Source organism: Nonomuraea insulae, assembly GCF_042656245.1.
Genome location: NZ_JBHSPA010000022.1, coordinates 177,499 through 201,802 on the forward strand (window position 1 = coordinate 177,499; position 24,304 = coordinate 201,802).

General features: G+C 70.8%; 21 protein-coding genes. 9 read left to right on the forward strand and 12 right to left on the reverse strand.

The window, feature by feature from the left end; all coding sequences use genetic code 11:
- Positions 1 to 6: 6 nt before the first annotated feature.
- The gene (locus ACFPZ3_RS16795) at positions 7 to 1,803 is read left to right on the forward strand and encodes a gamma-glutamyltransferase family protein (protein ID WP_379515034.1); all 1,797 of its coding nucleotides are present in this window, start codon (positions 7 to 9) and stop codon (positions 1,801 to 1,803) included.
- Positions 1,800 to 2,540, forward strand: a complete 741-nt coding sequence (locus ACFPZ3_RS16800; RefSeq protein ID WP_379515035.1) for a sulfite exporter TauE/SafE family protein — start codon at positions 1,800 to 1,802, stop codon at positions 2,538 to 2,540. The genes ACFPZ3_RS16795 and ACFPZ3_RS16800 overlap by 4 nt, the downstream gene beginning before the upstream one ends.
- Here the strand turns inward: ACFPZ3_RS16800 and ACFPZ3_RS16805 are convergent.
- The 3 genes from ACFPZ3_RS16805 to ACFPZ3_RS16815 all read right to left on the reverse strand — a co-directional run bounded on the left by ACFPZ3_RS16805 (position 2,537) and on the right by ACFPZ3_RS16815 (position 5,522).
- The gene (locus ACFPZ3_RS16805) at positions 2,537 to 3,622 is read right to left on the reverse strand and encodes a carboxylate-amine ligase (protein ID WP_379515036.1); all 1,086 of its coding nucleotides are present in this window, start codon (positions 3,620 to 3,622) and stop codon (positions 2,537 to 2,539) included. The genes ACFPZ3_RS16800 and ACFPZ3_RS16805 overlap by 4 nt on opposite strands.
- A gap of 88 nt (positions 3,623 to 3,710) precedes the next feature.
- Positions 3,711 to 4,361 carry a M15 family metallopeptidase gene (locus ACFPZ3_RS16810; RefSeq protein WP_379515037.1) on the reverse strand — a complete coding sequence of 217 codons (651 nt, stop codon included), beginning with the start codon at positions 4,359 to 4,361 and terminating at the stop codon, positions 3,711 to 3,713.
- Positions 4,362 to 4,373: 12 nt separating this feature from the next.
- Positions 4,374 to 5,522, reverse strand: a complete 1,149-nt coding sequence (locus tag ACFPZ3_RS16815; protein WP_379515038.1) for an ROK family transcriptional regulator — start codon at positions 5,520 to 5,522, stop codon at positions 4,374 to 4,376.
- 137 nt (positions 5,523 to 5,659) lie between these two features.
- Between ACFPZ3_RS16815 and ACFPZ3_RS16820 the strand changes: the two genes are divergently transcribed.
- The 4 genes from ACFPZ3_RS16820 (at position 5,660) to ACFPZ3_RS16835 (ending at position 10,366) form a co-directional block, all read left to right on the forward strand.
- Entirely contained in the window at positions 5,660 to 6,985 is a 1,326-nt protein-coding gene (locus ACFPZ3_RS16820) for an extracellular solute-binding protein (protein WP_379515039.1), read from the forward strand.
- A 5-nt stretch (positions 6,986 to 6,990) separates the two neighbouring features.
- On the forward strand, positions 6,991 to 7,995 hold the full coding sequence (locus ACFPZ3_RS16825) for a carbohydrate ABC transporter permease (protein WP_379515040.1): 1,005 nt from the start codon (positions 6,991 to 6,993) through the stop codon (positions 7,993 to 7,995).
- A complete protein-coding gene (locus tag ACFPZ3_RS16830) occupies positions 7,995 to 8,846 on the forward strand; it encodes a carbohydrate ABC transporter permease (protein WP_379515041.1) in 852 nt (283 codons plus the stop codon). Before ACFPZ3_RS16825 ends, ACFPZ3_RS16830 begins: the two co-directional genes overlap by 1 nt.
- A gap of 65 nt (positions 8,847 to 8,911) precedes the next feature.
- Entirely contained in the window at positions 8,912 to 10,366 is a 1,455-nt protein-coding gene (locus tag ACFPZ3_RS16835) for a glycoside hydrolase family 3 protein (protein ID WP_379515042.1), read from the forward strand.
- A gap of 4 nt (positions 10,367 to 10,370) precedes the next feature.
- Here the strand turns inward: ACFPZ3_RS16835 and ACFPZ3_RS16840 are convergent, their stop codons facing one another.
- Positions 10,371 to 11,552 (reverse strand): ROK family transcriptional regulator, encoded by a 1,182-nt coding sequence (locus tag ACFPZ3_RS16840; protein WP_379515043.1) that lies wholly within the window; start codon positions 11,550 to 11,552, stop codon positions 10,371 to 10,373.
- A 167-nt stretch (positions 11,553 to 11,719) separates the two neighbouring features.
- On the opposite strand from ACFPZ3_RS16840, the gene ACFPZ3_RS16845 reads away from it, so the two are divergent.
- Positions 11,720 to 12,169: an RrF2 family transcriptional regulator gene (locus ACFPZ3_RS16845; RefSeq protein ID WP_379515044.1), complete on the forward strand. Its 450-nt coding sequence runs from the start codon at positions 11,720 to 11,722 to the stop codon at positions 12,167 to 12,169.
- 2 nt (positions 12,170 to 12,171) lie between these two features.
- Here the strand turns inward: ACFPZ3_RS16845 and ACFPZ3_RS16850 are convergent, their stop codons facing one another.
- A complete protein-coding gene (locus tag ACFPZ3_RS16850; protein ID WP_379515045.1) occupies positions 12,172 to 14,265 on the reverse strand; it encodes an ATP-binding protein in 2,094 nt (697 codons plus the stop codon).
- 59 nt (positions 14,266 to 14,324) lie between these two features.
- Here ACFPZ3_RS16850 and ACFPZ3_RS16855 point away from each other — a divergent pair, with 59 nt between their 5' ends.
- Positions 14,325 to 15,446 (forward strand): PP2C family protein-serine/threonine phosphatase, encoded by a 1,122-nt coding sequence (locus ACFPZ3_RS16855; protein ID WP_379515046.1) that lies wholly within the window; start codon positions 14,325 to 14,327, stop codon positions 15,444 to 15,446.
- Here ACFPZ3_RS16855 and ACFPZ3_RS16860 read toward each other — a convergent pair.
- Positions 15,435 to 17,351, reverse strand: coding sequence for a protein kinase domain-containing protein (locus ACFPZ3_RS16860; RefSeq protein ID WP_379515047.1), 1,917 nt, complete (start codon positions 17,349 to 17,351; stop codon positions 15,435 to 15,437). The genes ACFPZ3_RS16855 and ACFPZ3_RS16860 overlap by 12 nt on opposite strands.
- Positions 17,348 to 19,255 carry a serine/threonine protein kinase gene (locus tag ACFPZ3_RS16865; RefSeq protein ID WP_379515048.1) on the reverse strand — a complete coding sequence of 636 codons (1,908 nt, stop codon included), beginning with the start codon at positions 19,253 to 19,255 and terminating at the stop codon, positions 17,348 to 17,350. The genes ACFPZ3_RS16860 and ACFPZ3_RS16865 overlap by 4 nt, the downstream gene beginning before the upstream one ends.
- A 266-nt stretch (positions 19,256 to 19,521) precedes the next feature.
- Between ACFPZ3_RS16865 and ACFPZ3_RS16870 the strand changes: the two genes are divergently transcribed.
- On the forward strand, positions 19,522 to 20,301 hold the full coding sequence (locus ACFPZ3_RS16870; RefSeq protein ID WP_379515049.1) for a DNA-formamidopyrimidine glycosylase family protein: 780 nt from the start codon (positions 19,522 to 19,524) through the stop codon (positions 20,299 to 20,301).
- On the opposite strand, the gene ACFPZ3_RS16875 is transcribed toward ACFPZ3_RS16870, so the two are convergent.
- The 5 genes from ACFPZ3_RS16875 to ACFPZ3_RS16895 all read right to left on the reverse strand — a co-directional run bounded on the left by ACFPZ3_RS16875 (position 20,298) and on the right by ACFPZ3_RS16895 (position 24,291).
- Entirely contained in the window at positions 20,298 to 20,654 is a 357-nt protein-coding gene (locus tag ACFPZ3_RS16875) for a helix-turn-helix domain-containing protein (RefSeq protein ID WP_379515185.1), read from the reverse strand. The two genes, ACFPZ3_RS16870 and ACFPZ3_RS16875, sit on opposite strands and share 4 nt — an antisense overlap.
- Before the next feature lie 286 nt (positions 20,655 to 20,940).
- The gene (locus tag ACFPZ3_RS16880) at positions 20,941 to 21,441 is read right to left on the reverse strand and encodes a CinA family protein (protein ID WP_379515050.1); all 501 of its coding nucleotides are present in this window, start codon (positions 21,439 to 21,441) and stop codon (positions 20,941 to 20,943) included.
- A 51-nt stretch (positions 21,442 to 21,492) separates the two neighbouring features.
- The gene (gene pgsA / locus ACFPZ3_RS16885; RefSeq protein ID WP_379515051.1) at positions 21,493 to 22,065 is read right to left on the reverse strand and encodes a CDP-diacylglycerol--glycerol-3-phosphate 3-phosphatidyltransferase; all 573 of its coding nucleotides are present in this window, start codon (positions 22,063 to 22,065) and stop codon (positions 21,493 to 21,495) included.
- Positions 22,062 to 23,471, reverse strand: coding sequence for a 30S ribosomal protein S12 methylthiotransferase RimO (gene rimO / locus ACFPZ3_RS16890; RefSeq protein WP_379515052.1), 1,410 nt, complete (start codon positions 23,469 to 23,471; stop codon positions 22,062 to 22,064). Before rimO ends, pgsA begins: the two co-directional genes overlap by 4 nt.
- A 58-nt stretch (positions 23,472 to 23,529) precedes the next feature.
- Positions 23,530 to 24,291 (reverse strand): helix-turn-helix domain-containing protein, encoded by a 762-nt coding sequence (locus ACFPZ3_RS16895; RefSeq protein WP_379515186.1) that lies wholly within the window; start codon positions 24,289 to 24,291, stop codon positions 23,530 to 23,532.
- Between the last annotated feature and the right edge of the window lie 13 nt (positions 24,292 to 24,304).

Sequence of the window (24,304 nt, forward strand, 5' to 3'; positions counted from 1 at the left end):
GGAGAAATGTTGTTCACCACCAGGCCCGAGCTGTCGGGCGATTTCGGCATGGTCGCCAGCACGCACTGGCTGGCCTCGGCCACCGGGATGAGCGTGCTGGAGCGCGGCGGGAACGCCTATGACGCGGCGGTGGCCGCGGGGTTCGTGCTCCAGGTCGCCGAGCCGCACCTGAACGGACCCGGCGGCGAGGTGCCGATCCTGCTCTGGGACGAGGCCGAGCAGAAGGTGTCGGTCGTGTGCGGGCAGGGCGTGGCCCCGGCCGCGGCCAGCATCGAGCGCTTCGCCGAGCTGGGCCTGGACGTCGTGCCCGGCACCGGGTTGCTGGCGGCGACCGTGCCGGGGGCGTTCGGCGGCTGGATGTTGCTGCTGGAGCGCTGGGGCACCTGGTCGCTGGCCGACGTGCTGGCGCCGGCGATCCACTACGCCGAGCACGGAGTGCCGGTGCTGGAGCGGATCTCGGCCACGATCTCGTCGGTCCAGGACCTGTTCACCCAGGACTGGCCCACGTCGGCGGCGACCTGGCTGCCGGGCGGGAACGTTCCCGCTCCCGGCTCGAAGCTGGCCAACCCCGTGCTGGCCGCCACCTACCGGCGGCTGGTCGCCGAGGCCGAGTCGGCGTCGAGCACCCGTGAGGGGCAGCTCACCGCCGCCAGGAAGGCCTGGTACGAGGGCTTCGTCGCAGAGGCGATCGCCGACTTCAGCGCCAGGACGGCCTGGCGGGACAGCTCGGGCGAGGTGCACGGCGGCCTGCTCACGGGCGACGACCTGGCGGGCTGGTCGGCCTCGGTCGAGGAGCCGCTGACCTACGACTACCGCGGGCACACCGTGGCCAAGACGGGACCGTGGGGCCAGGGGCCGGCGTTCCTGCAGCAGCTCGCCCTGCTGGACGGCTTCGACCTGGACGGGATGGACTTCCTCGGCGCCGACTACCTGCACACGGTGACCGAGGCCGCCAAGCTGGCCTTCGCCGACCGCGAGGCCTGGTACGGCGACACCGACGTGCCCATGGCCGACCTGCTGAGCCCGGCGTACAACGCGGAGCGGCGGCGGCTGATCGGCGCCCAGGCCAGCCTGGAGCTGCGCCCCGGCGCTCCCGGTGGGCGCGCGCCCCGGCTGCCCGTCTTCCCCGACCCCGGCACGGCGAGCGACGCGCCCGGCGTGTCCGGTGGCCGCAAGCCGCAGGGGGTGGGCGAGCCGACCGTGGCCCGCGATGGCATGGTCAAGGGTGACACGTGTCACATCGACGTCGTGGACCGGTTCGGCAACATGGTCTCCGCCACCCCGAGCGGCGGCTGGTTGCAGAGCTCCCCCACCATCCCCGAGCTGGGCTTCTGCCTGGGCACGCGGGCGCAGATGTTCTGGCTGCAGGAGGACGTGGCCACCGCGCTGCGGCCCGGCACGCGTCCCCGTACGACGTTGTCGCCGTCGTTCGCGCTCAGGGACGGCAAGCCGTGGCTGGCGTTCGGCACCCCCGGCGGCGACCAGCAGGACCAGTGGAGCCTGAACTTCTTCCTGTCGGTCGTCCACGGCAAGCTGAACCTGCAGGAGGCCATCGACGCCCCCATGTTCCACACCGAGCACTTCCCCAGCTCCTTCTTCCCGCGCGGCTCCCGCCCCGGCGTCGTGCACGTCGAGGACCGCGTGGACCCGGGCGTCATCGCGGAGTTGCGACGGCGCGGGCACGAGGTCGAGGTGCAGGGCCCGTGGTCGCTCGGCCGGCTCAGCGCGGTCGCGCGTGACGGCGTTTTCCTCAAGGCGGCAGCCAACCCGCGTGGCGCTCAGGGCTACGCTGTCGGCCGATGACCGACCTGCTCTTCCTGGTCGGCGCCGGTCTCCTGGCCGGTGTGGTGAATGCCTTGGCGGGCGGCGGGACGCTCATCTCCTTCCCCGCCCTGCTGGCAATGGGTTATCCGGGCCTGACCGCGACCGTGACGAACGCGGTGGCGTTGTGGCCCGGCTATCTGGGGGGTGTGCTCGGCTATCGGGCCGAGCTGCGCGGTCAGCGGCGCAGAGCGACGTCGCTGTCGATCGCCGCGGTGCTGGGGGCGTGCGTGGGCAGTTCGTTGCTGCTGCTCACGCCGGGCAAGCTGTTCGAGTCGATGGTGCCGTGGCTGGTGGCCTTCGCCAGCCTCGCGCTGCTCGCGCAGCCGTGGTTGCGCAAGCTCTTCGGGGGTGAGGAGGGCGGGCCGACCAGCAAACTGGTCTACGCCGGGGTGTTCCTCGGCGGCTGCTACGGCGCCTACTTCAACGGCGGAATGGGCGTGGTGCTGCTGACCGTGCTCGGCATGTTCCTGCACGACAACCTGCATCGGGTCAACGCCGTGCGGGCCGTGCTCGCGCTGGTCATCAGCTCCGTCTCGGTCATCGCCTTCTCCCTGTTCGGCCCCGTGAACTGGCAGGCCGCGGCGGTGATCGCGCCGGCCAGCCTGGTGGGCGGCCTCCTCGGCACCCGCCTGGCCAGGCTCATGTCCGCCAAAGTACTCAGGGGCGTGGTGGTCGCCTTCGGCCTGGGGGTCGCCGTCGCGCTGGCACTGCACTAAGCGACGGTGGCCTCGATGAGGTCGTCCACCACCTCGGCCAGGTCATTACCCCTCTCGTACGCCCGTCGCTGCCGCATGGCCCCCGATCCCTCGCGCAGGAGCCGGTCCAGGCCCTCCTGGATGAAGGTCAGGTCGCCGGCCTCGGCCAGCGCCGGGCGTACGTGCTCCAGGAGGCGCCCGGCCATCACGGCCGCCGGGACGAGCGTGCCGTGCCGCACGTCCAGGCTGTCGCCCCGCAGCCCGTCGCGGGCCGCGCGCCAGTAGGCGGCGCGCAACACCTCGGACGGGACGGGCAACCCCCGGTCGCCCCGCTTGACGGCTGTCAGCGCGGTGACGACGAGGGCGCGGATGAGCCCGATCAGGGTGAGGCTGTCGGCCACGTCGAGCGGCACGTCGGCCACCCTGATCTCCACGGTGGGCAGGCGGGGCGACGGGCGGGCGTCCCAGTAGACGGTCTTGGCGTCGAGCAGCGCGCCCGACTCCGCCAGCGCCCGCAGGGCCAGCTCGTACGCGGTGAACGACGGGAAGTACGGTGGCGCGCCCGAGACCGGCCACCGGCCCCAGCTGATCACCCGCCACGACGCGTAGCCGGTGTCGCGGCCCACGAAGAAGGGCGAGTTGGCGGCCAGCGCGATCAGCGTCGGCAGCCACGGCCGCAGATGGTTGCCCACGTAGACGGCGTGCTCGGCGTCGGGCACGTCCACGTGCACGTGTAACGCGCAGATGCTGATCTCGTCCTGCAACGCGCGGTAGAGCACCTTGCCCTGCAGGTAGCGGTCGTCGTCGGTGAGCGGTGGCGGCATCACGTCGCCCAGGACGGGGATGCCGCTGGCGACGACGGCCAGGCCGCACGATCGGGCGGCGTCCGCCACCTCCTTGCGCGCCGCGCGCAGTTGCGAGCCCAGTTCGCTGAGGTCGGCGGAGGGCGGCGTGCGGGCCTCCACCTGGAATCTGGTGATTTCATGCACCACGTCGAGCACGTCCGTCGCGGCGGCCAGGACCTCGGCCGCCCGGGGGGTCACGTGGCGGGTGCGGGGATCGACGACGAGGTATTCCTCTTCGATCCCGATGAGCGGAACCATGCCTGCACCTCGCTGGGGAGTCCACAAGCCTCCGTACGAGGTTGTGCCCGTACCACACCCCGGGGAAAACCCTTCCGACAGAGGGTTGTCAACCGGCGAACTCCACGGGGCCGTAGAGCGCGTGCCCGGCGCGGGTGGACATCGCCCAGTAACGATCTCCGTAGGACCAGTGCCACCACTCGGTGGGGTAGTTGACCAGGCCCGCGGGCTCCAGGGCGGCGGCCAGGAGCTTGCGGTGGGCTCGGGCGTCTTCGGAAATGTTGGGGGCGGCGGTGTAGCAGGCGCCCTGGCTCTGCTCCGGGTTGTCGTTAACCTCGGTGCCCATGTCGTATTCGGTGCCGTCGGGGGAGCACAGGGTCAGGTCGACGGCGGCGCCGGCGGTGTGGGGGGCGACATCGACCGGCGACACGTACCGACTTGCCGCGATATATGCCTCGTCGGGCGACAAATCGGGGAACGTTGCGCGGTACGCGTCGAAATACCGGCGCTGTGTGGCGATCGGCCGGTAACCCTCGACGATCACCAGGTGGTAGCCGTCGGGCAGCAGGCTCTCCGCGTGCTCAAGCCGTCGCAGCAGACCGGCGCGCAGGTGCGCGTAGGCGCCCTGGTCGTCGGCCAGCCGCGGATCCACGCGCAGGCGCCCGCGCACGTCCGCCAGTGGTTCGCCGATCTCCCGCACCGGGATCGAGGTCACGCGGGGGTCGGAGATGAGAACGACATCGTTCGGGGACTGCCACATGGGCAGAAATTCTCACACAGTGTCGGAGAAGACCTGCTCCCGGGCCTGCTCCAGGGCCGCCACCAGGGCGCCGCGCAACACCGGGTTCCCGGCCACCCTGGAGGCGACGACGGTCGGCCGGCTCGGGCACACGCGGGCCACCGCCTCCTGCACCTTGGCCGCCAGCCGCTCGCCGCCGGCCCGGCCGATGTCGCCGCTGAGCACGATGAGGCCGGGGTCCAGGACGACGGTCACGGCCGCCGCGCCCAGGGCCAGCCGGGCCGCGACGGCGTCCAGATAGTCATCGTCGCCCCCGCGTACGAGGTCGGGCACCGTGGCGCCGCTCACGCCGTGCTCGTCGGCCAGCCCGCGCAGCGCGTCGTGGCTCACCAGCCGCTGGAACGAGCCCGACTGCGGCCTGGAGACGTCGTACGGCAGCGGCTCCCCCGGCACCGGCAGCCAGCCGATCTCGCCCGCGCCGCCGGTGAGCCCCCGGTGCAACCGGCCGCCGAGCATGACGCCGAGTCCCTGGCCGACGCCGGCCCAGATGACCACGAAGTCGTCGAAGCCGATGGCCGCGCCGTGCCGATGCTCGGCGAGCGCGACCAGGTTGACGTCGTTCTCGATGGTCACCGAGGTGCCGAGGGTCTCGCGCAGGCTGGCCAGCACGCCGACGTGCCAGGACGGCAGGTCCACCGACATGCGCACGTCGCCGGTGAGCGGGTCGACGACGCCTCTCGTACCGATGACGAAGGCCTTGAGCTGAGGCAGGCTGACGTTCGCAGCGTCGCACGCCCGCTGCACGGCGGCGTGCACCGCCTTGACCGGATCGCGGCCGTCGGAGGGGTTGAGCGTGATCTCGACGACAACTCTGCCTGTGATGTCCGCCACACCGACGGTGAGGCTGTCGGGCAGGACTTCGAGCCCGGCGACGTAGGCGCTGGCGGGAACCACGGCGTAAAGTGCGGCATGCGGCCCCCTGCCGCCCGCGCGCTCGCCGGCGACCTCCACCAGCCCTCGCTCCTCCAGTCGAGCCAGGAGCTGACCTGCGGTTACCTTGGAGAGCCCGGTCCGCTCGCCGAGCTCGGCACGGGTGAGAGGGCCGTCTCCGAGGAGTAGTTCGAGTGCCGCGCGGTCGTTCAGCCGGCGCAGCAACCGGGGGGTTCCCGGGTCGCGACTCATCGGCGCCCCCTTCTCGTCACGATCGGCTAACGAGCGTTTCTTTTAAGAAAGTTTCTTGTTAGTTTAACACCATCGTTCGGCATATGACGATCAGCCTGGTGCGGACCGTAGGCCAGCACCCGGGAAGGGAGAACCCTGTGAGGATCGCGAAGATCACGGCCACTACGGTCGCCACGGCCACGCTGGCCCTGGGCCTGGCCGCCTGTGGGTCCGGTGAAGCACCCCCCACGTCCTCACCCAGCGCGGCCGCCTCGGCCGCCGGCCCCAAGTACGCGGGCAAGACCCTGACCTTCTGGCGCCTGGGAGACAGCAACCCCGACGCCAAGAAGTACACCGACGAGCTGGTCGCCGAGTTCGAGAAGCAGACCGGCGCCAAGGTGACGGTCGAGTGGATCCCGTGGCCGCAGGTCAACGACAAGTTCACGGCCGCGGCAGCCGGTGGGGCCGGTCCTGACGTGACCGAGATCGGCAACGACCAGGTGCCGCTCTGGCAGAGCCAGGAGGCGCTGGAGCCGATCACCGACATCGTCGCCGGGGGTGACCAGGCCCAGATCCCCAAGAACCTGATGGGTCTGGAGACCATCGACGGCGAGACGTACGCCGTGCCGTGGGGCGGCGGCAGCCGGGCGGTGCTCTACCGCGCCGACTGGTTCAAGGACCTCAAGATCGAGATCCCCAAGACCTGGGACGAGCTCGTCGCCGCCGCCAAGAAGATCCAGGCCGAGAAGGGCAAGGACGTCGACGGCTTCGCCTTCAACGGCGGCTCCGACGCCAACCACCTGCTCGGCGCCCTGGCCTGGACCTCCGGCGGCGACTACGCCGTCAAGGAGGGCGACAAGTGGGTCGGCAAGCTGACGGACCCCGCCTTCAAGACCGGCTTCGCCCAGTACACCGCCCTGGTCACCGACGGCCTGTCCAGCAAGGCGCGGCTCAACCAGAACACCACCGAGATCCGCACCCGCTTCTCCAACAACAAGGTCGGCATGTATCTCACCGCGTCGTGGGACCTGGCGACCATCGAGGAGGAGAGCAAGGGCAAGATCAAGGGTGACAAGCTCTCCTTCTTCCCGCTCCCGTCCAAGGACGGCGGCGAGGCGCAGTCGTTCCTCGGCGGCAACGACATCGCCGTCTGGGGCACCGCCAAGGAGAAGGACGCGGCCAAGGAGTTCGTGAAGCTCGCCTCCGGCAAGCAGTGGGGCGTCAAGTACGCCACCGACGGCGGCCTGCTCCCCGTCTACCCCGAGGCTCTGGCCGCGCTCTCCAGCGACCCGGTGCAGGCGCCGTTCGCGGCGGCCTTCGCCAAGGCCAAGGCCTTCCCCGCCGACCCGCAGTGGACCGAGGCCAACGAGACCAAGGCGGTGCTGCAGAACGCGGCCCGCAAGGTCATCGAGGGCAAGTCGTCCGCCGATGAGGCGCTGGCCGCGGCCAACACGGAACTCGAAACCATCCTCAACGCCTCCTGAGTCCTATGACGAACACGTCAACGCTCCCCCGGGGCGGCGGCCGGCCCGCCTCTCCGGGGCGGCGCCGCGCACGCCCCCCGCAACGGGCCAGCGGGCTGCCTGCCTGGTCCATCCCCTACGTCCTGCTGATCCCCGGCCTGCTGGTCATCGGCGCACTGCTGCTGTACCCGCTGGTCCAGATGGCGATCATCGCCTTCCAGAAGGTCGGCCTCGTCCAGATCTCCGGCCGCAAGCCGGCGACCTGGGTCGGCCTCGACAACTTCACCTCCATCCTCGCGAACGAGGTCTTCTGGTCCTCGCTGCGCAACACCGTGGTGTTCGCCGCGATCGCCGTCCCGCTCACGCTCGCCCTCGGCACCGCCGTCGGCGTCCTGCTGCACCGGCTCGGCAGGAAGATGTCGATGTTCGTGATCATCGGCATCATGTTCGCCTGGGCCGTCCCGCCGGTGGCGCAGGGCGTGATCTGGCGCTGGTTGTTCGACGCCGAGGCCGGCATCATCAACTGGGCGCTCAACCTGCTGCCCGACTGGCTCTCCAGCGCCCTGTTCGGCCGCTCCGACTGGACCGGCGAACCCTGGCTCAACGACGCCTGGTCCATCTACATGGTGCTGATCATCTGCGTGGTCTGGGCGGGCTTCCCGTTCGTCGCCGTCTCGGTGCTGGCCGGGCTCAAGGGCATCCCCGCCGAGCTGTACGAGGCCGCCAGGGTCGACGGATCCGGGCCGTGGCGGACGTTCATGAAGATCACCTTCCCGCTGCTCAAGCCGGTGTTCGCGGTGCTGACCGTGCTGTCGATCATCTGGGACTTCAAGGTCTTCTCCCAGCTCTACGTGCTGGCGGGGACGAGCAACCGGGAGGCCTACAACCTGTCGATGTACGCGGTGACCGAGGCGTTCAAGGCCCCGCCGAAGATGGGCTCGGGCGCCGCGATCGCGGTGGTGCTGACGGTGATCCTGCTCATCATCACCGCTGTCTACATCCGCCAGATCTTCAGACAGGAGGAGGTGTGATGACCCCGCTGGGCCGCAGGCGCCTGGGCAAGGCCGCACTCAACGCGGCAGGCGTGCTGGTCTTCGTGGTGGCCACCTTCCCGGTCTACTGGATGGTCTCCACGGCGTTCAAGGCGAACGACCAGATCTTCACCACCGACTTCATCCCGTTCCCCACCCACTTCACCTTCGAGCACGTCAGCCGCGTGCTCACCGACGGCGTGGCCGGGCACTCGATCTGGCTGTACATGCGCAACAGCGCCATCGTCGCGCTCTCCACAGTGCTGATCGGCGCGGTCTTCGCGTTGTTGTCGGCCACGGCGATCGCCCGGTTCCGGTTCAAGGGCCGCACGGCGTTCCTGGCGCTGCTGCTCGTCGCGCAGATGATCCCCGCCGAGGCGCTGCTCATCCCGCTGTTCCTGAGCGTCAAGCGCCTCGGCCTGTACGACCAGCTCCTCGGACTGATCGTCACCCAGGTGGCCCTGACGCTGCCGTTCGGCATCTGGATGTTGCGCACGTTCGTCGCCGCCGTGCCCAAGTCGCTGGAGGAGGCGGCCTGGATCGACGGGGCCAGCCGGCTCACCACCTTCTGGAAGGTGCTCTTCCCCCTGGTGGCCCCCGGCCTGGTCGCGACCAGCATCTTCTCGTTCATCACCGCGTGGAACGAGCTGATCATGGCGCTCTACCTGCTCGGGGACCCGACGAAATACACCATGCCCGTCGCGCTCCAATACTTCTTCGGGCAGAAGGGCACGGACTGGGGCGCCATCATGGCGACCTCCACGATGATGACCGTCCCTGTCGTCATCTTCTTCCTGATCGTCCAACGCCGCATGGTCTCCGGCCTGGTCGCCGGGGCCGTCAAGGGCTGACCACCACCAACAGGCAGGTACGGCACGCGGAGGCCGTACTGGACCATGCCAATCGATGAGGAGCCATGAGTCAGAGTGATCGGGGGCTGCGCCGCCTCGCGGCCGGCACGCTGCTCGTCGCCTTCCAGGGCACCACGGCGCCCGGCTGGGTGCTGAGTGAGCTGGAGAACGGGCTGGGCGGTGTGACACTCTTCGGCTTCAACGTGGCCGACCCCGGGCAGGTGCTCGACCTGACCACCTCGCTGCGGGGAGCCGGTGAGCCCGTCATCTCGCTCGACGAGGAGGGCGGGGACGTCACGCGGCTGGCGTACCACGTCGGCAGCCCGTACCCGGGCAACGCGGCGCTGGGCGCCGTGGACGACGTCGAGCTGACCCGCCGGGTCTACCGGGCGATCGGCTCGGAGCTGGCCGCGTGCGGCATCAACCTGGACATGGCGCCCAGCGCCGACGTCAACACCGAGGCCGACAACCCGGTGATCGGCACCAGGTCGTTCGGCACCGACGCGGAGCTGGTCGCCCGGCACACGGTCGCGGCCGTCCAGGGTCTGCAGTCGGTGAGCGTGGCCGCCTGCGTCAAGCACTTCCCCGGCCACGGCGCCACCCGGGTGGACTCCCACCTGGCGGTGCCGGTCGTGGACGTCAGCATGGACGTGCTGCGGGCCAGGGAGCTGGCGCCGTTCCGCGCGGCCATCGGCGCGGGGGCCAAGTCGGTGATGACTGCGCACGTCGCGGTGCCGGTGGTGACGGGCGCGACGCCCGCCACGCTGTCCGGCGCCGCGCTGACCGGGCTCCTCAGGGGCGAGCTCGGTTACGACGGCGTGGTCATCACCGACGCGCTGGACATGCACGCCATCACCAAGAGCGTCGGGCTGGCCGGCGGCGCCGTGCTGAGCATCGCGGCCGGGTCGGACCTGCTGTGCCTGGGTCCGCTGCCGACGTACGACGACGTGCTGGCCATCATCGCCGAGATCGTCTCCTCCGTACGCGACGGGCGCCTGCCGCTCGTCCGGCTGGAGGAGGCGGCGGCCAGGGTGGCGGCCCTGCGATCCTGGGCCGGCGCCCCCGAGCAGAACTCCGCCGAGCAGAGCTCCGTCGGGCAGAACGTGGTCGGCCTGCACGCGGCCCGCCGCGCCGTGCGCCTGACCGGTGCCGCCACGCCTCTCGTCGAACCCCTGGTGATCGAGGTGGACACCCCTCCGACGATCGCCGTGGGCGACGTGCCGTGGGGGGTGGGCCCGTGGCTGCCCGAGGCCGAGATCGTCCGCGTCAAGCCCGCGGCCGCCGACGTCGCGGGCCTGCTGGCCAAGGCGGTGAACCGGTCCCTGGTCGTCGTGGTCAAGGACGCGCACCGGCACCACGAGAGCCAGGACCTGGTCTCCGCGCTGGTGGCCGCCCGGCCCGACACGACGGTGATCGAGATGGGCCTGCCGGTCTGGCGTCCGGACAGCGCCGCCTACATCGCCACGTACGGCGCGGCCAGGGCCAACGCCCAGGCCGCCGTCGAACTCCTCACCGCCTGACCGCTCAGGGGACCAGCAGTTCCTCGCGGGCCTGGTCCAGGGCCGCGAGCACGGCGCCGCGCAACACCGGGTTCTTGTCCGTCACCGTGGTGGTGACGACCTGGGGCCGCACCGGGCAGATCCGGGCCACGGCCTCCTCCACCCGGGAGGTCAGCGCGGCGCCACCGGCGTGCCCGACCTCCCCGGCCAGCACCACCAGCCCGGGGTCCAGGATCACGCACACCGCCGCCACCCCCAGGGCCAGCCGCTGCGCGACCTCGTCGAGCAGCGGCTCGCCGTCGGCCCCGGCGGCCACCGCCACCTTGACGCACTCGGTCGCGCTACCGGCCGCGAACCCGTAGCCCCGGGCCAGTTCTGTCACCGCCTCGGCGCTGACCAGCGACTGCAGACCTCCGGCGAGAGAGGGCAGCCGCCCCGGCTCGGTGCGGATGTCCTCGGGCAGCGGCACCCCGGGCACGGGCAGGTAGCCGATCTCCCCCGCGCTGCCGGAACGCCCCCTGTGCAACTTCCCGCCGAGCATGATGGCCAGCCCCAGCCCGCGGCTCGACCACAACAACACGAAGTCGTCCACGCCCTTGGCCGCGCCGTCGGCGCGTTCGGCGATGGCGGCGAGGTTGACGTCGTTCTCGATCGTCACCTTGCGCCGCAGGTCACCGGCCAGCGCCTCGTGGATGCCCTCGTGCCAGCCCGGCAGGTCGAAGGAGAAGCGGATGTCTCCGCTGCGCGGATCGACCACGCCCGGGGTGCCGATGACGACACCGCGCAGTTTGGCGATGCCGACCTTGGCGCTGCGGCACGCCTTGACGATCGCGTCGTGCACGACCGAGACCGGGTCGTCGTGGCCGTTGGGCTCGACCGTGACCTCGGCGACCGTGCGGCCGTGGATGTCGGCGATGGCCGTGGAGATCAGCTCGGGCCCGACCTCGAGACCGGCGACGTACGCGCTGGAGGGGATCACCGAGTAGAGCGCCGCGTTGGGCCCGCGCCCGCCGGCCTGCGCGCCGACCACCTCGACCAGACCGCGCTCCTCCAGCCTGGACAGCGTCTGTGAGGCCGTCACCTTGGACAGACCGGTCAGCTCGCCGATCTGCCCGCGCGTCATGGGACCGGTGGCCAGCAGCAACTCCAGCGCGGCCCGGTCGTTGATCTCCCTGAGCAGTCTGGGCACACCAGGGCGTCGCTCCACACTGAATCCCACCGTCAAAATCGGAAAAGGTTGTTGGAAGTTTAGCGCTCCAACACTTGCACACCGGCGCAGGTGAGCGCGGTGCCAGGGGTTCCGGATTCGCATCGCGTGCCCGTTCTGACGACCTTGCGCCTAACCAGTGTTGACCAGGAGGGATAATCGAGAACATGCGCCTATCCGCTCGTGTCGACTACGCCCTCCGCGCCGCTGCCGAACTCGCTGCAGCCGGTGCAGGCCCGACTACTGTGGGCGAGCTCGCCAAAGAGCAGGACATGCCGCCCAAATACCTGGAAAACATCCTTTTGCAGATGCGCCGCGCCGGGCTCGTACGCGGCCAGCGCGGCCCCGAGGGCGGCTACGTGCTGGCCAGGCCGGCCGCCGAGATCTCGCTGGCCGACGTCATCCGGGCGGTGGACGGCCCGCTGGCCAACGTCCGCGGCGAGCGGCCCGAGCACGTCGGTTACCGTGGTCCGGCGGAGTCGCTGCAGCAGGTGTGGATCGCGCTGCGCTCGACCGAGCGCTCGATCCTGGAGGAGGTCACGCTCGAACAGGTCGCCTCCGGTGCGCTGCCCGAGCGGGTCCGCCACCTCGCCGCCGACCCCGCCGCCTGGGACTGACCTCAGGGCGTGGGGCCGCCCAGCGCGTAGGCCACCCCCGCGTCCAGATCGGACTCCCTGCCTGCCCTGTAGGCGCTGTCGTAGGCCCGGTCTCCGAGCACCTCGCGCACCCGGCTCTCGCAGGCCCGGCGGGCGGCGACGAGCTCCGGCAGCCCGACCTGCCCCTTGCCGAGCGTGTCCCAGATCTGCCGCGCCACGCCCAGCATGCGGGCGGCCCTTTCACCCTGTCCGTTGGCCACCGCGGCGGGCGCGAGCACGTCGATCGCCATCGCCATGCCCACGCTGTCGTGCAGCCGCCACTTGACCTCCAGGCCCGCCTGGGCGTATTTCTGCGCCGCCTCGGCCCGCCCGCACGCCATGTCGGCCTGGGCGCGCAGCACGTCGCCGTACGCGCGCTGCCAGAGCTCGCCGTACCGGTCGCACAACACGCGCAACCGCTCGTGCAACGCGATGGCCTCCTCGAAGCGGCCGGTGACCGTGCAGATGAGGCCGTAGCCGTTGAGCGCCAGGAGCGTGGTGAAGACGAGCGCCGAGGGGTCGGCCTCGTCGATCAGCTCTCTGGCCAGCGCCCCCGCCCGCGCGTGGTCGCCCGCGAGCATCCTGGCGCACATGAGCGCGCCCTTCGCGGCCACCGCCGCCTCGACGTCGCCCAGCCGCTCGGCCTCGGCCGCGCACTCGATGGCCAGCTTCTCCGCGCCGACCTCTTCGCCCTGGCACATCATGGCGAAGCTGCAGGCCCACAGCGCCTTGTTACGGGCCGGGCCCGGCTCGCGGTGCTGGGCCAGCGCTCGTTCCAGGTAGTGCTGTCCCTCTTTGGGGAATCCGCAGGGGTACCAGAAGAACCACAGCGCCCCGGCCAGCTCCAGCGCGGCGTGGCCCTCCGGCCTGGCCAGGCTGTACTGGAGCGCCGCCCGCAGGTTGTCGTGCTCGGCCGTCATCCTGTCGTACCAGGCGTATTGGTCGGGCCCGATCCACGAGACGTCGCCCTCGCGGGCCAGCTCCAGGTAGTAGTCGCGGTGCCGGCGCCGCTGCCGCTCGTCCTGGCCCAGGTCCTTCAGCCAGACCGCGCCGAACTCGCGGATGGTGTCCAGCATCCGGTAGCGGTCCCCGGCGCCGGTCGGCTCCCAGGTCAGGATCGACTTGTCGGCCAGCGACTCCAGCAGTTGCGGGATCTGCCAGCTCGGCAGCCGGTCATCCGCGCAGACCTCCTTGACCGCCGCCGGGTGGATGCCGCCGGCGAACACCGAGGCCCGCGCCCACAGCAGCCGCTCGGCCGGGGTGCAGAGCTGGTGGCTCCAGCCGATCGCGGTACGCAGCGCCTGGTGCCAGGGCGGATCGGCGTCGTACACCTTGTGCTCGGTCGTGCCGAGCACCGTGAACCGGTCGTCCAGCCGCTCGGCCAGCCGCTCCACGGTCAGCTCGCGCAGCCGCGCGGCGGCCAGCTCGATGGCCAGCGGCAGCCCCTCAAGCCGCCGGCACACGCGCAGCACGGCGTCCCTGTTGGCCTCGGTGACCGTGAAACCGGGCATCGCCAGCGCGGCCCGGTCGGCCAGCAGCGCCACCGCGTCGTCGTCCGCCCATTCGGTGCCGGTGGGCACCGGCAGCGGCTCCACAGGGAAGACCCGCTCCTCCGAGCAGCCCAGCGCGCGGCGGCTGGTGGCCAGCACGCGCAGCCCCGGCGCCGCCGACAGCAGCATCGTGACGGCCTTCGCGCACGTCTCGGCCATGTGCTCGCAGGTGTCGAGCACCAGCAGCAGCTCCCTGTCGGCCAGGTAGTCGGCCAGCACCTCGGTCACCGGGCGCGTGCTCTGGTCGCTCAGCGGCAGCGACTCCGCGATCGCGTACGGCAGCGCACTGCCCTCCGCCAGCGGCGACAGCGCCACCAGCCAGGCCCCGTCGGCGAAGTCCGCGCTCAGCTCGGCGGCGGCGCGCAGGGCGATCCTGCTCTTGCCGACCCCCGCCACCCCCGTGACGGTCACCAGCCGCGACCTGGCGAACAGGGCCCGCAGCCCCGCCACCTCCTCGCGGCGGCCGATCAGCGTCGTGGTCTCGCCCGGCAGATTTCCAGGCCACTGTCCGGCTTGCACGATCGTCACCCCACAGACCTAGGCGTGCCCCTCAGTTTGCCGGAACCACTCCCGCACCGTCACTAAAAGTGAGAAGGTGGCTACTCCTATCCGGATCCGCCCAAGGAGACCCCATCCCGAAGCGAGCCTCCTCCAGGCGTCAGCACCGGCTGCTTCTGCCGGCGCTGCTGCTGGTCGAGGTGGGAGTGGCGCTGGCGGACACCGCCTACGCCACGGTCTCCCTGTCCGCGCTGCTGCTCATCGGCCCGCTGGCCGCCGCCCACTGGCTGACCACCCGCGCCACCGCGCTGGCCGCCGCCACCGCGCTCGCCCTGGCGCTGCTGCTGCCCGCGGTGGAGGACACCGACCTGCCACATCACCTGGTCCGCGCGCTGATCGTGGCCACCGGCGGCCTGTGGGCGTTCATGACGGCCAGGACGCACGCCCGGCACCACGCCGAGCTGGCCCGCATGACCCGCATCGCCGAGTGGGCCATGATCCCCGCGCTCCCCGCCGAACTGGGCGGGGTCGGCCTGGCCGCGCACACCCGCGCGGCTACGGGCGAGGCGCGCATCGGCGGCGACCTGCACGACGCCGTGGCCACGCCCCACGGCCTGCGCCTGATCGTCGGGGACGTCAAGGGGCACGGCCTGGACGCGGCCCATCTGAGCGCGAGCGTGCTGGCCGCCTTCCGCCGCACCGCGGCGACGGCCCCCGACCTGGGCGCCCTGGCCCTCGACCTCGACGCCCACATCGCCCCCGGCCTGGGGCCCGAGGACTTCGTGACGGTCCTGCTGGCGGAGTTCGTGCCGGGCGGGGTTCTGCTGGTCAACTGCGGCCATCCCGCTCCGATCCGCGTCGACAACCGCCTGCGCGCGCTGCACGCGCCCCAACCGTGCCGGCCCCTCGGCCTGTCCCCTCAGCCGTACGTGTGGCGCGTGCGCCTGCTGCCCTCCGACCGTCTGCTGCTGTTCACCGACGGGCTGACCGAGGCCCGCGACCGCGACGGCGCCGAGTTGCCCTTCGACGAGCGCCTGCACGCCGCCCTGACGCAGCCCACGCTGGAGGCGTCGCTGCACGAGGTGCTCGACCTGCTGCGCAGGCACACGGCGGGCGCGCCGGGCACGGACGACCTGACCGTGATCCTGGCCCAGCCCGCCCCGGCCCCGGCCGCCGCGCCGATCACCGAGGCCGATCGGTCACTTCCTTGAGTACCAGAGCACGATGGCGTCGAGTTCGGCCTTGGGGCCGGTCGCGAGGGTCCGTACGGCATGTCCGGTCGCGTCCATCATGACGACGTCGGTGTTCCTGCCGTTGGGCCGGGTGGCCAGGAAATAGCGGTCGTCGAGCCAGCCGCTGAAGGCCGCGCCCTTGGGAAGCCGGGCCTCGCCCTTCTTGGCGCCGCTCTGCGCATCCCAGAAGCAGACATTTCGCGAAATATCAGGGCATTGTGTGGCGAAGATCGCTCCTAGCTGGGTCTTCTCCACCCCGCTCACCATCAACTGGCCCAGCCCCGAGAACCCCCGCACCTGCCTGCCGTCGAGATCCAGCACCCAGATCCGCCCACCGGGCGGCTGGTACATCACGCTGCCCCGATCGGCGCCCCACGCGAACGCCGACTTGCCCGCACCCGCCACTTTGGTGACCTTGACCGACCCGGCGACCGGGTCCACCACCGCGAAACCCACGGTCTGGTTCGACGCACCGGTGTCGATGACGTTCGCCAGCAGCCGCCGCCCGTCGTCCGACCAGCGCGGCCGCGTCAGCGTGGCCGGTTTGTCCACAGTACGCAGCTGACGCTCCCGGCCGCTGGCACGATCGCGGAGCCGGATGGTCTCGAAGTCGGTCCTCGTGGCGCGGGTGATCGACAAGGAGGCGACGTAGCCGCCGCCCGGCGAGACGATCGGCTCCTCCCACGTGCCGAAGAAGGCGAAGGCGCCCGTGGCCGGGTCCCGCGTGTAGGTCGGGTTGATGCCGCCCTTGCGCTGGTCGTGGTAGGAGGTGACCCAGAGGGCGTCGGCGGGGTTCTCGTACAACGTGATGCCGGTTTCCGGGAGCTTCAGCTTCGACACCGAGTCGAGCGCCATCGGCCCCGGGCGCGGCGCCGGCGGCGGCGTGGGGGTGGGCGCGAGGCTGGGCGGTGGCGCCGGCGCCGGGCGCAAGAGGAGGAGCGCCGCCGCCACGACCGCCAGCGCGGTGCCGGCCACCCCCGCCACCAGCGGCCATCCGCGGCGGGCGGGAGGCGCCGGAGGCGCCGCGGACTGCTGTCCCTCGGCCAGTAGCCGCTGCTCGCCGGTGTCCCGCAGCGCCTGCGCAGGCACACGGTGCCCGAGCATGGTGAGCAGCGCCCGCGCGGCCGTGGGCCGGGCTCGCGGATCCTTGGCCAGGCAGCGCCCGGCCAGGTCCCGCAGCTCGCCGTCGAGATCTCCGAGGTCGGGCTGGGCATGCAGGATGCGGTTGACCAGCGAGGGAACGTCGCCCGTCCCGAACGGCGGGCGTCCCGTCGCGGCGGCCACCATGGTCGAGGCCCACGCGAACAGGTCCGACGCGGGGCCCGCGGGCTGCCCGGCGAACTGCTCGGGAGCCATGTACGGCGGCGTCCCCTCCAGGTGCTCCCCGCCGAGCTCCGGCTCCCCCAGCGCCCTGGAGATGCCGAAGTCGATCACCCGGGGGCCGTCCCTGCTGAGCAGCACGTTGCCGGGCTTGAAGTCCCGGTGCACGACTCCGGCCTGGTGGATGGCGGCCAGCGCGGTCAGCGTGCCGATCGCCAGCCGCCGCAGCTCAGCCCCGCGCAGCGCGCCCCGGCCCTGGATCACCTCGGCCAGCGACGGGCCGTCCACGAACTCGCTCACCACGTACGGGGTGCCGCCGAGATCGCCGCTGGCCAGCACCTGCGCGGTGCAGAACGCCTTGACCCGCCGCGCGTACCCGATCTCCTGGCCGAACCGCTCCCGCGCGTTCGGGTCGTCCAGGCCCGCGCCCAGCAGCTTGATCGCCACTCGCGTCCCGTCGGACGACTCACCCAGGTAGACGACGCCCTGGCCACCCTCCCCGAGACGCCCCACGACGCGATGCCCGTCGATGCGGACGGGATCGCTCGCGATCAGCGGTCTCACGAGCGTGGCACCGGCGCGAACTGAACGAGCAGCGGATTCTTGGTGGCGACGTCGGCCAGCACCCGTTTGGTGGCGCCGAAGAAGTCGATGACCTTGATGACCTGGGTGCCTTTCTTGCCCGGGTCCTGCACGAGAAGGTGCTTTTCGTTGAACCAGCCGAGGAAGCTGCCCTCGGTGTCGCCGTAGGGCACCGTCGCCTGCCGGGCGCCGGTCCCGGCGTCCCAGACGCAGTAGTCCTTGCCGTCCGGGCATACGGTGGCGAGCCTCTTGCCTGACGGGGAGAACCACTGTGCGCCGCGCGGCAGGCCGACCCAGTGCCATGACTTGGTGACCTCGCCCGACATGTCGTAATACTCGATCCCGCCGCGCTTGCCGTCCCAGAAGCCTCGGACGATCGTGCCGTTGGGGGCGAAGGTGTAGGTCAGGGTGGAGTCGTCCATGTACTCGGTCTCGACGTGCACGGCCTTCCTGGTGGCCAGATCGACGACCACGAAACCCACGAGCCGCCGCGGCTCCTTGGCGAGGTCGTACACCGAGAGCAGCAGCTTGCCGCCGTCCCTGGACCAGACGGGGATCATGGTCTGCAGGGGCTTCTTGACCGTGCTGACGACGAAGGACTCGCCGGTGGACATCCTGGTGAACTTGACCTGGTCCAGCTCGGAGGCCTGGAACTTCAGCATGGGGTTGAGCGCCACCCAGTCACCGTCGGGCGCCACGACCGGCTGCTCGGTCGCGCCCACGACCTTGAACGCGCCGCTCTTGTCCCTGGCCCACGAGGTGTACTTGCTCTTGGACTCGATATAGGAGGCCAGGCGGATCGGATCCTTGGAGTGCTCGTGCAGGGTGACGCCGATCGCCGGCAGTTCGGTGTCCTTCTCCGCCTTCTTCTCCACCGCCTCCAGCGGCGCCTCAGTCTGCGCCGAGGTGATCGTGGGCGTGGCGGCCGGGGTGATGGCTGCGGCGACCGTGCTCCTGGCGGGCGGCCGATCGCCGGTCAGCGCGTAGACGCCCGCGCCCGACAACAGCGCTCCCGCCACGAACGCGGCCACCAGGCCCAGCACGTTTCCGCCCCGGCGGGCGGGCGGCTCGGTCCGCTGAACCGGCGCGGCGCGGCCGTCCACCCGCCCGGTCAGGAACGACGTCTGCCCGACCAGCCGTAACAACACCTCACTGGCACTCGGCCGGGCCGCGGGCTCCCCGGCCAGGCAGTCCACGATCAGGCCGTGCAGTTCGCCCAGGTCGGGCAGGTCAGGCTCGCCATGGGTGATGCGATCGACGGTGGCGCTCATGGAGCCGCCCTCGAAGGGCGAGGCCCCGGTCACGGCGAACACCATGGTCGCCGCCCAGGAGAAGACATCGGCGGCGGCCTCGGCTTCGGCGCCGCGTAATCGCTCCGGCGCGGTGTAGGCGGGCACAGCGACCTTGCGGGTGGAGACGGACGCCTCGGCCAGAGCCTGCTCCAGCCCCGCATCGATCACCCGGGGCCCATCGGGCCCGAGCAGCACGTTCCCCGGCCGGATGTCGCCGTGGACCAGCCCCGCCTGGTGAATGGCGACCAGCGCGGTAATCGTCCCCGCGGCCAGCCGATAGAGCCCCACCCCGTCAAGGCGCCTGCCGACGTCTTCGAGCGTGCCCCCGTCCACGAACTCGGTGACGAGGTAGACCCGCTCATCGAGCAGCCCCAGCTCCAGGATCTGCGCGGTCCCCACGGAGCGAACGGCGCGCAACGGCTCCATGACCCGCAGAAACGGCCCGGACCGCATCTCGCCGGGCAACAACCGGACGACGACGCTCTCACCGTCCCTGGACGTCCCGGCGAACAGACTCGATCCCAGACGCCCGGTCAGTCGATAGCTCGCGACCTCGGCGGGATCTCCCGCACGTAAATCCGTGATCTCCGACATGCCCCGCTCTCCGTCAAGGCCCACTTCTGGTCGTCATTATGTCCGTGAACCACGGCAAAAGGCAGTAGAACGGGACCACGCGGATGGGCAAGGAGACGCGCGTAACGGCGCGGACCCTGTGCCGGTCAGAGGCCGTACTCCTGGAGGTCACCAGCCACGTACGGTGAGTGGCGGCCTGCTCGGCTCTGCCGTAACAGATCGAAGCCCTTCACCACGGGCACGCCACCCGGGACGGGAAGATTCCCGTGATTTCCTACACTGGAGGGATGCCTGAAGGGGATGCCGTCTATCGCACCGCAGCCAACCTCCGAGGCGCGCTGGACGGCAGGACGCTCACTCGCTCGGACTTCCGGGTTCCGCGCCATGCCACGGCCGACCTCACCGGCCGCACGGTGATCACCACGCTCTCCCGCGGCAAGCACCTGCTCACCCGCGTCGAGGGCGACCTGACCGTCCACACCCACCTCCGCATGGACGGAAGCTGGCGGATCATGCCGGTCGGCCGCCGCACGGCGCCCGGCGATCAGGTCAGGCTGATCCTGGCGAACGAGGAATGGCAGGCGGTCGGGGTCAAGCTCGGGATGGTGGATCTCGTCAAAACAGGCGACGAGGCACGACTGGTGGGCCACCTGGGCCCGGATCTGCTCGGTCCCGGCTGGGACCCGGATGAGGCCATGCGGCGGCTACGAGGGGCGCCCGGCAGGACCATCGGGGAGGCGCTGCTCGATCAGCGCAACCTGGCGGGGATCGGCACGATCTATCGCGCCGAGACCCTGTTCCTGCGCGGTGTCTGGCCGTGGAGGCAGGTCGGGGAGATCGAGGATCTCGAGGGGCTCATGTCACTGGCCCAGCGGTTGCTGGACGCCAATAAGGGACATGCGGGCACGGTGACAACAGGTGATCGCCGCCCGGCGCATCAGACCTGGGTCTATGGCAGGGCGGGAAGGCCCTGTCGCCGATGCGGCACCCGCATCAGCCGCGGGGAGATGGGGGTGCAGCCACAGGAACGGCTGATCCTGTGGTGTGCCGGCTGCCAGCCGCGTTAGGCGGCCACCATGTCCTTGACTTCGGGGAACACGGAGTCGGACATCGACCCGGGAACCGTCTCGGACAGGGGCAGACGCTCGTGCTCGGGCACGTCTGCAAGCACAGGGGCAGCCTGGAGCTCCGCCAGCGCGAACTGATCGGAAACCTCACGCAACACCTGCGAAAGCGGCACTCCGAGTGCTCCGCAAATGGACGCGAGCAGCTCGGACGAGGCTTCCTTCTGGCCCCGCTCCACCTCGGACAAGTAGCCGAGAGAAACGCGGGCAAGTGTGGACACCTCGCGTAGCGTGCGTCCCTGCCGCACCCGCAACCGCCTCAGCACGTCGCCGAGCAGCTGACGCAGCAGAATCATCTGTCGCTCCCTCCCCGGCGCGGATGTCTTCACCACGCCCCGCGCGATCGGATCGTGCCGCACATTGTTCTTCTTCGCTTCGTACATGCTCCTCGCCGTCATCACTGGACGTCGCCGCCCCTGGACCGCCGCTCGTGCCTTGTTGCGCGACTCATCAGGCCCGCCTGCCGGGCGCTCGGTGCTTGCAGTTGGCTCACGGACCTCACTCACAGCTCCACCGTACCCGTATCCACCGACACCGCGTCAGACTGTGCATCGCATGTTCGCTCGCGACGTAACACGGTAATCACCCGGAATGTTCCCCTTTGTTCGCCTTCAGCACACCTGACAGTAGATCGACTGCCTCGTCCACCGTCTCTACCCTGATACGTTCGCGCGACCCTTGAAGTCTCAATTCCCGCGCCCAAATCTGCCCGCCCGGCCCCGACACGGCCACGTGCACGGTCCCGACCGGCTTTCCGTCCTGCGGCTCGGGCCCCGCCACACCGGTCACGGCCAGCCCGTACGTTGCTTCGCACAACCGCGCGACGCCCGCCGCCATTCCCGCGGCCACCTCCGGATGCACGGCCCCCTCGCGCCGCAGCAACTCCTCCGGCACGCCCAGCAGCCCATGCTTGAGATCGGTGGCGTAGGAGATGACCCCGCCCCTGAACGCCTTGGACGACCCGGAGACCGACGTGATCGCGGCCCCGATGAGCCCTCCGGTGATCGACTCGGCCACCGCCACCGTCGCGTCCTGGCCCACCAGCATCGCCAGAACCCCGGCCACGTCCGCCATCGACCTCATCACCTCGCCATCACCAGCCATCGAGCACGCCGCCAGCACCGGCCACGCAGGTCACTCCCCGCGCACTTGCCTGGCCACCTTACGCAGTTTCACGGCCCTGAAGACGTAGTCGGCGCCCGTCGCCACGGTCACGACGACCGCCGCCCCCATCACCACCCAGCGCACGGGCCCCGGCACGAACGGCAGGAGATAGAGCACGATGGCGGCGATCTGCAGCACGGTCTTGACCTTGCCGCCGTAGCTGGCCGGGATGACCGCGTGCCGCAGCAGCACGAACCTGAGGGCCGTGATGCCCAGCTCCCTGACGAGGATCACGATCGTGACCCACCAGGGCAGCTCGTTCAGTATCGACAGGCACACCAGCGCCGCCCCGATGAGCGCCTTGTCGGCGATCGGGTCGGCGATCTTGCCGAAGTCGGTGATGAGGCCGTAGCGCCTGGCCAGCTCGCCGTCGAGGTGATCGGTGATCGAGGCCACCGCGAACACCGCCAGCGCGGCCACCCGCCACCCCGTGCCCGGCAGGAAAAGACAGAAAACGAAAAAGGGGACGAGCACCAACCGGAGGACCGTGAGGACGTTGGCGATGTTCCACGGGCTTACCACGCGGCGCTCGTCCCTTTTCATGGACCGGCCTTGATGCGCGCGATCAGGTCGACCCCTTCGGCGTCGACCACGACCGCGCGCACGATCTGGCCCTTGACCAGGCCGATGCCCTGAACCGTGACCGAACCGTCCACCTCGGGCCCCTGATGCGCGGCGCGGCCCTCGTAGCCGCCGTCGCCCAGGTCGTCGTCGATCAGCACATCGACCTCGGTGCCGATGCGCTCCTCGGCGCGCTGCGCCGTCAGCTCCTCGGCCAGCTCGGTGAGCACGCGCACGCGCTCGTCGACGACCTCCTGCGCCAGCTTGCCCGGCAGCCCCGCCGCCTCCGTGCCGTCCTCGTCTGAGTAGCCGAACACGCCGATGACGTCTAGCCTGGCCTGCTCCAGGAACCCGACCAGCTCGCCGAACTCCTCCTCCGTCTCGCCGGGGAAGCCCACGATGAAGTTGGAGCGCACGCCCGCCTCAGGGGCGCGCTTGCGGACGGTCTCGAGCAGCCCGAGGAAACGTTCGGGGTCGCCGAAGCGGCGCATCCTGCGCAGCACCGTGCCGCTGGCGTGCTGGAAGGACAGGTCGAAGTAGGCGGCCACGCCCTCGGTGCCGGTGATCACCTCGACCAGGCCCGGCCGTAGCTCGGCCGGCTGGAGGTAGCTCACCCGCACGCGCTCGATGCCCTCGACGGCCGCGAGCTCGGGCAGCAGCTTCTCCAGCGCCCGCAGGTCGCCCAGGTCCTTGCCGTAGGACGTGGAGTTCTCGCTCACCAGGACGAGCTCGCGCACGCCTCTGTGGGCCAGCCAGTCGGCCTCGGCCAGCAGCTCCTCGGGCTTGCGCGAGACGTAGGAGCCGCGGAAGGCCGGGATGGCGCAGAACGTGCAGCGCCTGTCGCAGCCGGAGGCCAGCTTGAGCGAGGCCACCGGGCTCTCGTCGAGCCGTTTGCGCAGCACCCGCGGCCCGCTGGCGGGCGCCAGGCCCTCCGGCAGGTCGCCGTGGCCGGGGATGCTCGTCTTGGGCGCGCTGGCACGGTCCACCGGCGAGATGGGCAGCAAGGTGCGGCGGTCGCGTGGTGTGTGCGGCGTGAGCGACCGGCCCGCGAGCACGTCGTCGAGCCGGCCGCCGATCTCGGCGTAGTCGTCGAAGGAGATGACCGCGCTGGCCTCGGGCAGTGCCTCGGCCAGCTCGTTGCCGTAGCGCTCGGCCATGCAACCCGCGGCGACCACCTTGGCGCCGGAGTCGGCGGCGGCCAGGAGCGTGTCGATGGAATCTTTCTTGGCGGAGTCGATGAAGCCACACGTGTTGACGACGACGACATCAGGGTCGTCGTCGCCGAGCTGCCAACCGGCAGCCTCGAGTCGCGCGGCCAGCTCCTCGGAGTCGACCTCGTTACGTGCGCAGCCCAGGGTGATCAGCGATGCGGTTCGGCGGGATGACATGGTGAACACTACGGTATCGGGAGTTGGCCACCACCCGTTGCACTGGCTCCCCAGGTGACTACCGAGACTGCGTCTTCGGCGGCCCGAACGAGCGTCGCACCATGTCTCCCCTGCCGCCCAGCCCCTTGACCTTCTTGCCGTTGACGTGCAGCGTAACGGCCCCGGCGTCGGCGAGCAGCACGTTGACCTTCTCGGCCGCACGCCACGTCGAGGTCTTGCCCGCCTTGAGCGTGCCCGAGAACAATTTGCGCCCCTCGGCGTCGTGCACGTTCACGTACGACGACCGCTTCGCCTTGATCCGTACCGTCACCATGTCCTTGGCGGCCGGTTTGGACGCCATGGCCCTGGGCGACTCGGTGATGGGCGTGTTCGGCGGGACGCTGGGCCGGGCCGAGGCCGCGCGCACGTCCCCCGTACGGACCTGGTCGCTCGCGCCGCCCATCACCCGCATCATGCCGAAGACCACGACGATCGCCAGCGCCACCCCGAGCGCCATCGTCCAGTTGGGCCCCCGGCGCTCCGGCAGATGGATCTTGCGATCCGCCTGGAACACGGCCGACGCCCGCACGGGCAGCGGCGCGCCTCCGTACTGCTGGTCATAGAGATGGACCGTGGCGTCGGGATCGAGCCCCACGGCTTTGGCCACGGCCCTGACGTGCCCTCTGGCGTAGAAGGCGCCGCCGCACTGGCCGTAGTCGTCCTGCTCCATACACAGGATGATCGCTTCGCGAATCCTGGTGGCCGCGCTCACCTGCGCGACCGTCAATCCGGCCGAGTGCCTGGCTGCCGCCAGCATGGCCCCGATGCTCTGCTCCTGCACAGCCAACCGCCCC

Coding starts and splice junctions, on each gene's coding strand:
- ACFPZ3_RS16800 (WP_379515035.1), top strand. CDS start 1,800: ATGACCGACCTGCTCTTCCTGGTCGGCGCCGGTCTCCTGGCCGGTGTG.
- ACFPZ3_RS16875 (WP_379515185.1), bottom strand. CDS start 20,654: ATGATTCTGCTGCGTCAGCTGCTCGGCGACGTGCTGAGGCGGTTGCGG.
- ACFPZ3_RS16835 (WP_379515042.1), top strand. CDS start 8,912: ATGAGTCAGAGTGATCGGGGGCTGCGCCGCCTCGCGGCCGGCACGCTG.
- ACFPZ3_RS16825 (WP_379515040.1), top strand. CDS start 6,991: ATGACGAACACGTCAACGCTCCCCCGGGGCGGCGGCCGGCCCGCCTCT.
- ACFPZ3_RS16845 (WP_379515044.1), top strand. CDS start 11,720: ATGCGCCTATCCGCTCGTGTCGACTACGCCCTCCGCGCCGCTGCCGAA.
- ACFPZ3_RS16815 (WP_379515038.1), bottom strand. CDS start 5,522: ATGAGTCGCGACCCGGGAACCCCCCGGTTGCTGCGCCGGCTGAACGAC.
- ACFPZ3_RS16795 (WP_379515034.1), top strand. CDS start 7: ATGTTGTTCACCACCAGGCCCGAGCTGTCGGGCGATTTCGGCATGGTC.
- ACFPZ3_RS16810 (WP_379515037.1), bottom strand. CDS start 4,361: ATGTGGCAGTCCCCGAACGATGTCGTTCTCATCTCCGACCCCCGCGTG.
- ACFPZ3_RS16805 (WP_379515036.1), bottom strand. CDS start 3,622: ATGGTTCCGCTCATCGGGATCGAAGAGGAATACCTCGTCGTCGATCCC.
- ACFPZ3_RS16870 (WP_379515049.1), top strand. CDS start 19,522: ATGCCTGAAGGGGATGCCGTCTATCGCACCGCAGCCAACCTCCGAGGC.
- rimO (WP_379515052.1), bottom strand. CDS start 23,471: ATGTCATCCCGCCGAACCGCATCGCTGATCACCCTGGGCTGCGCACGT.
- ACFPZ3_RS16865 (WP_379515048.1), bottom strand. CDS start 19,255: ATGTCGGAGATCACGGATTTACGTGCGGGAGATCCCGCCGAGGTCGCG.
- ACFPZ3_RS16880 (WP_379515050.1), bottom strand. CDS start 21,441: ATGAGGTCGATGGCGGACGTGGCCGGGGTTCTGGCGATGCTGGTGGGC.
- ACFPZ3_RS16830 (WP_379515041.1), top strand. CDS start 7,995: ATGACCCCGCTGGGCCGCAGGCGCCTGGGCAAGGCCGCACTCAACGCG.
- pgsA (WP_379515051.1), bottom strand. CDS start 22,065: ATGAAAAGGGACGAGCGCCGCGTGGTAAGCCCGTGGAACATCGCCAAC.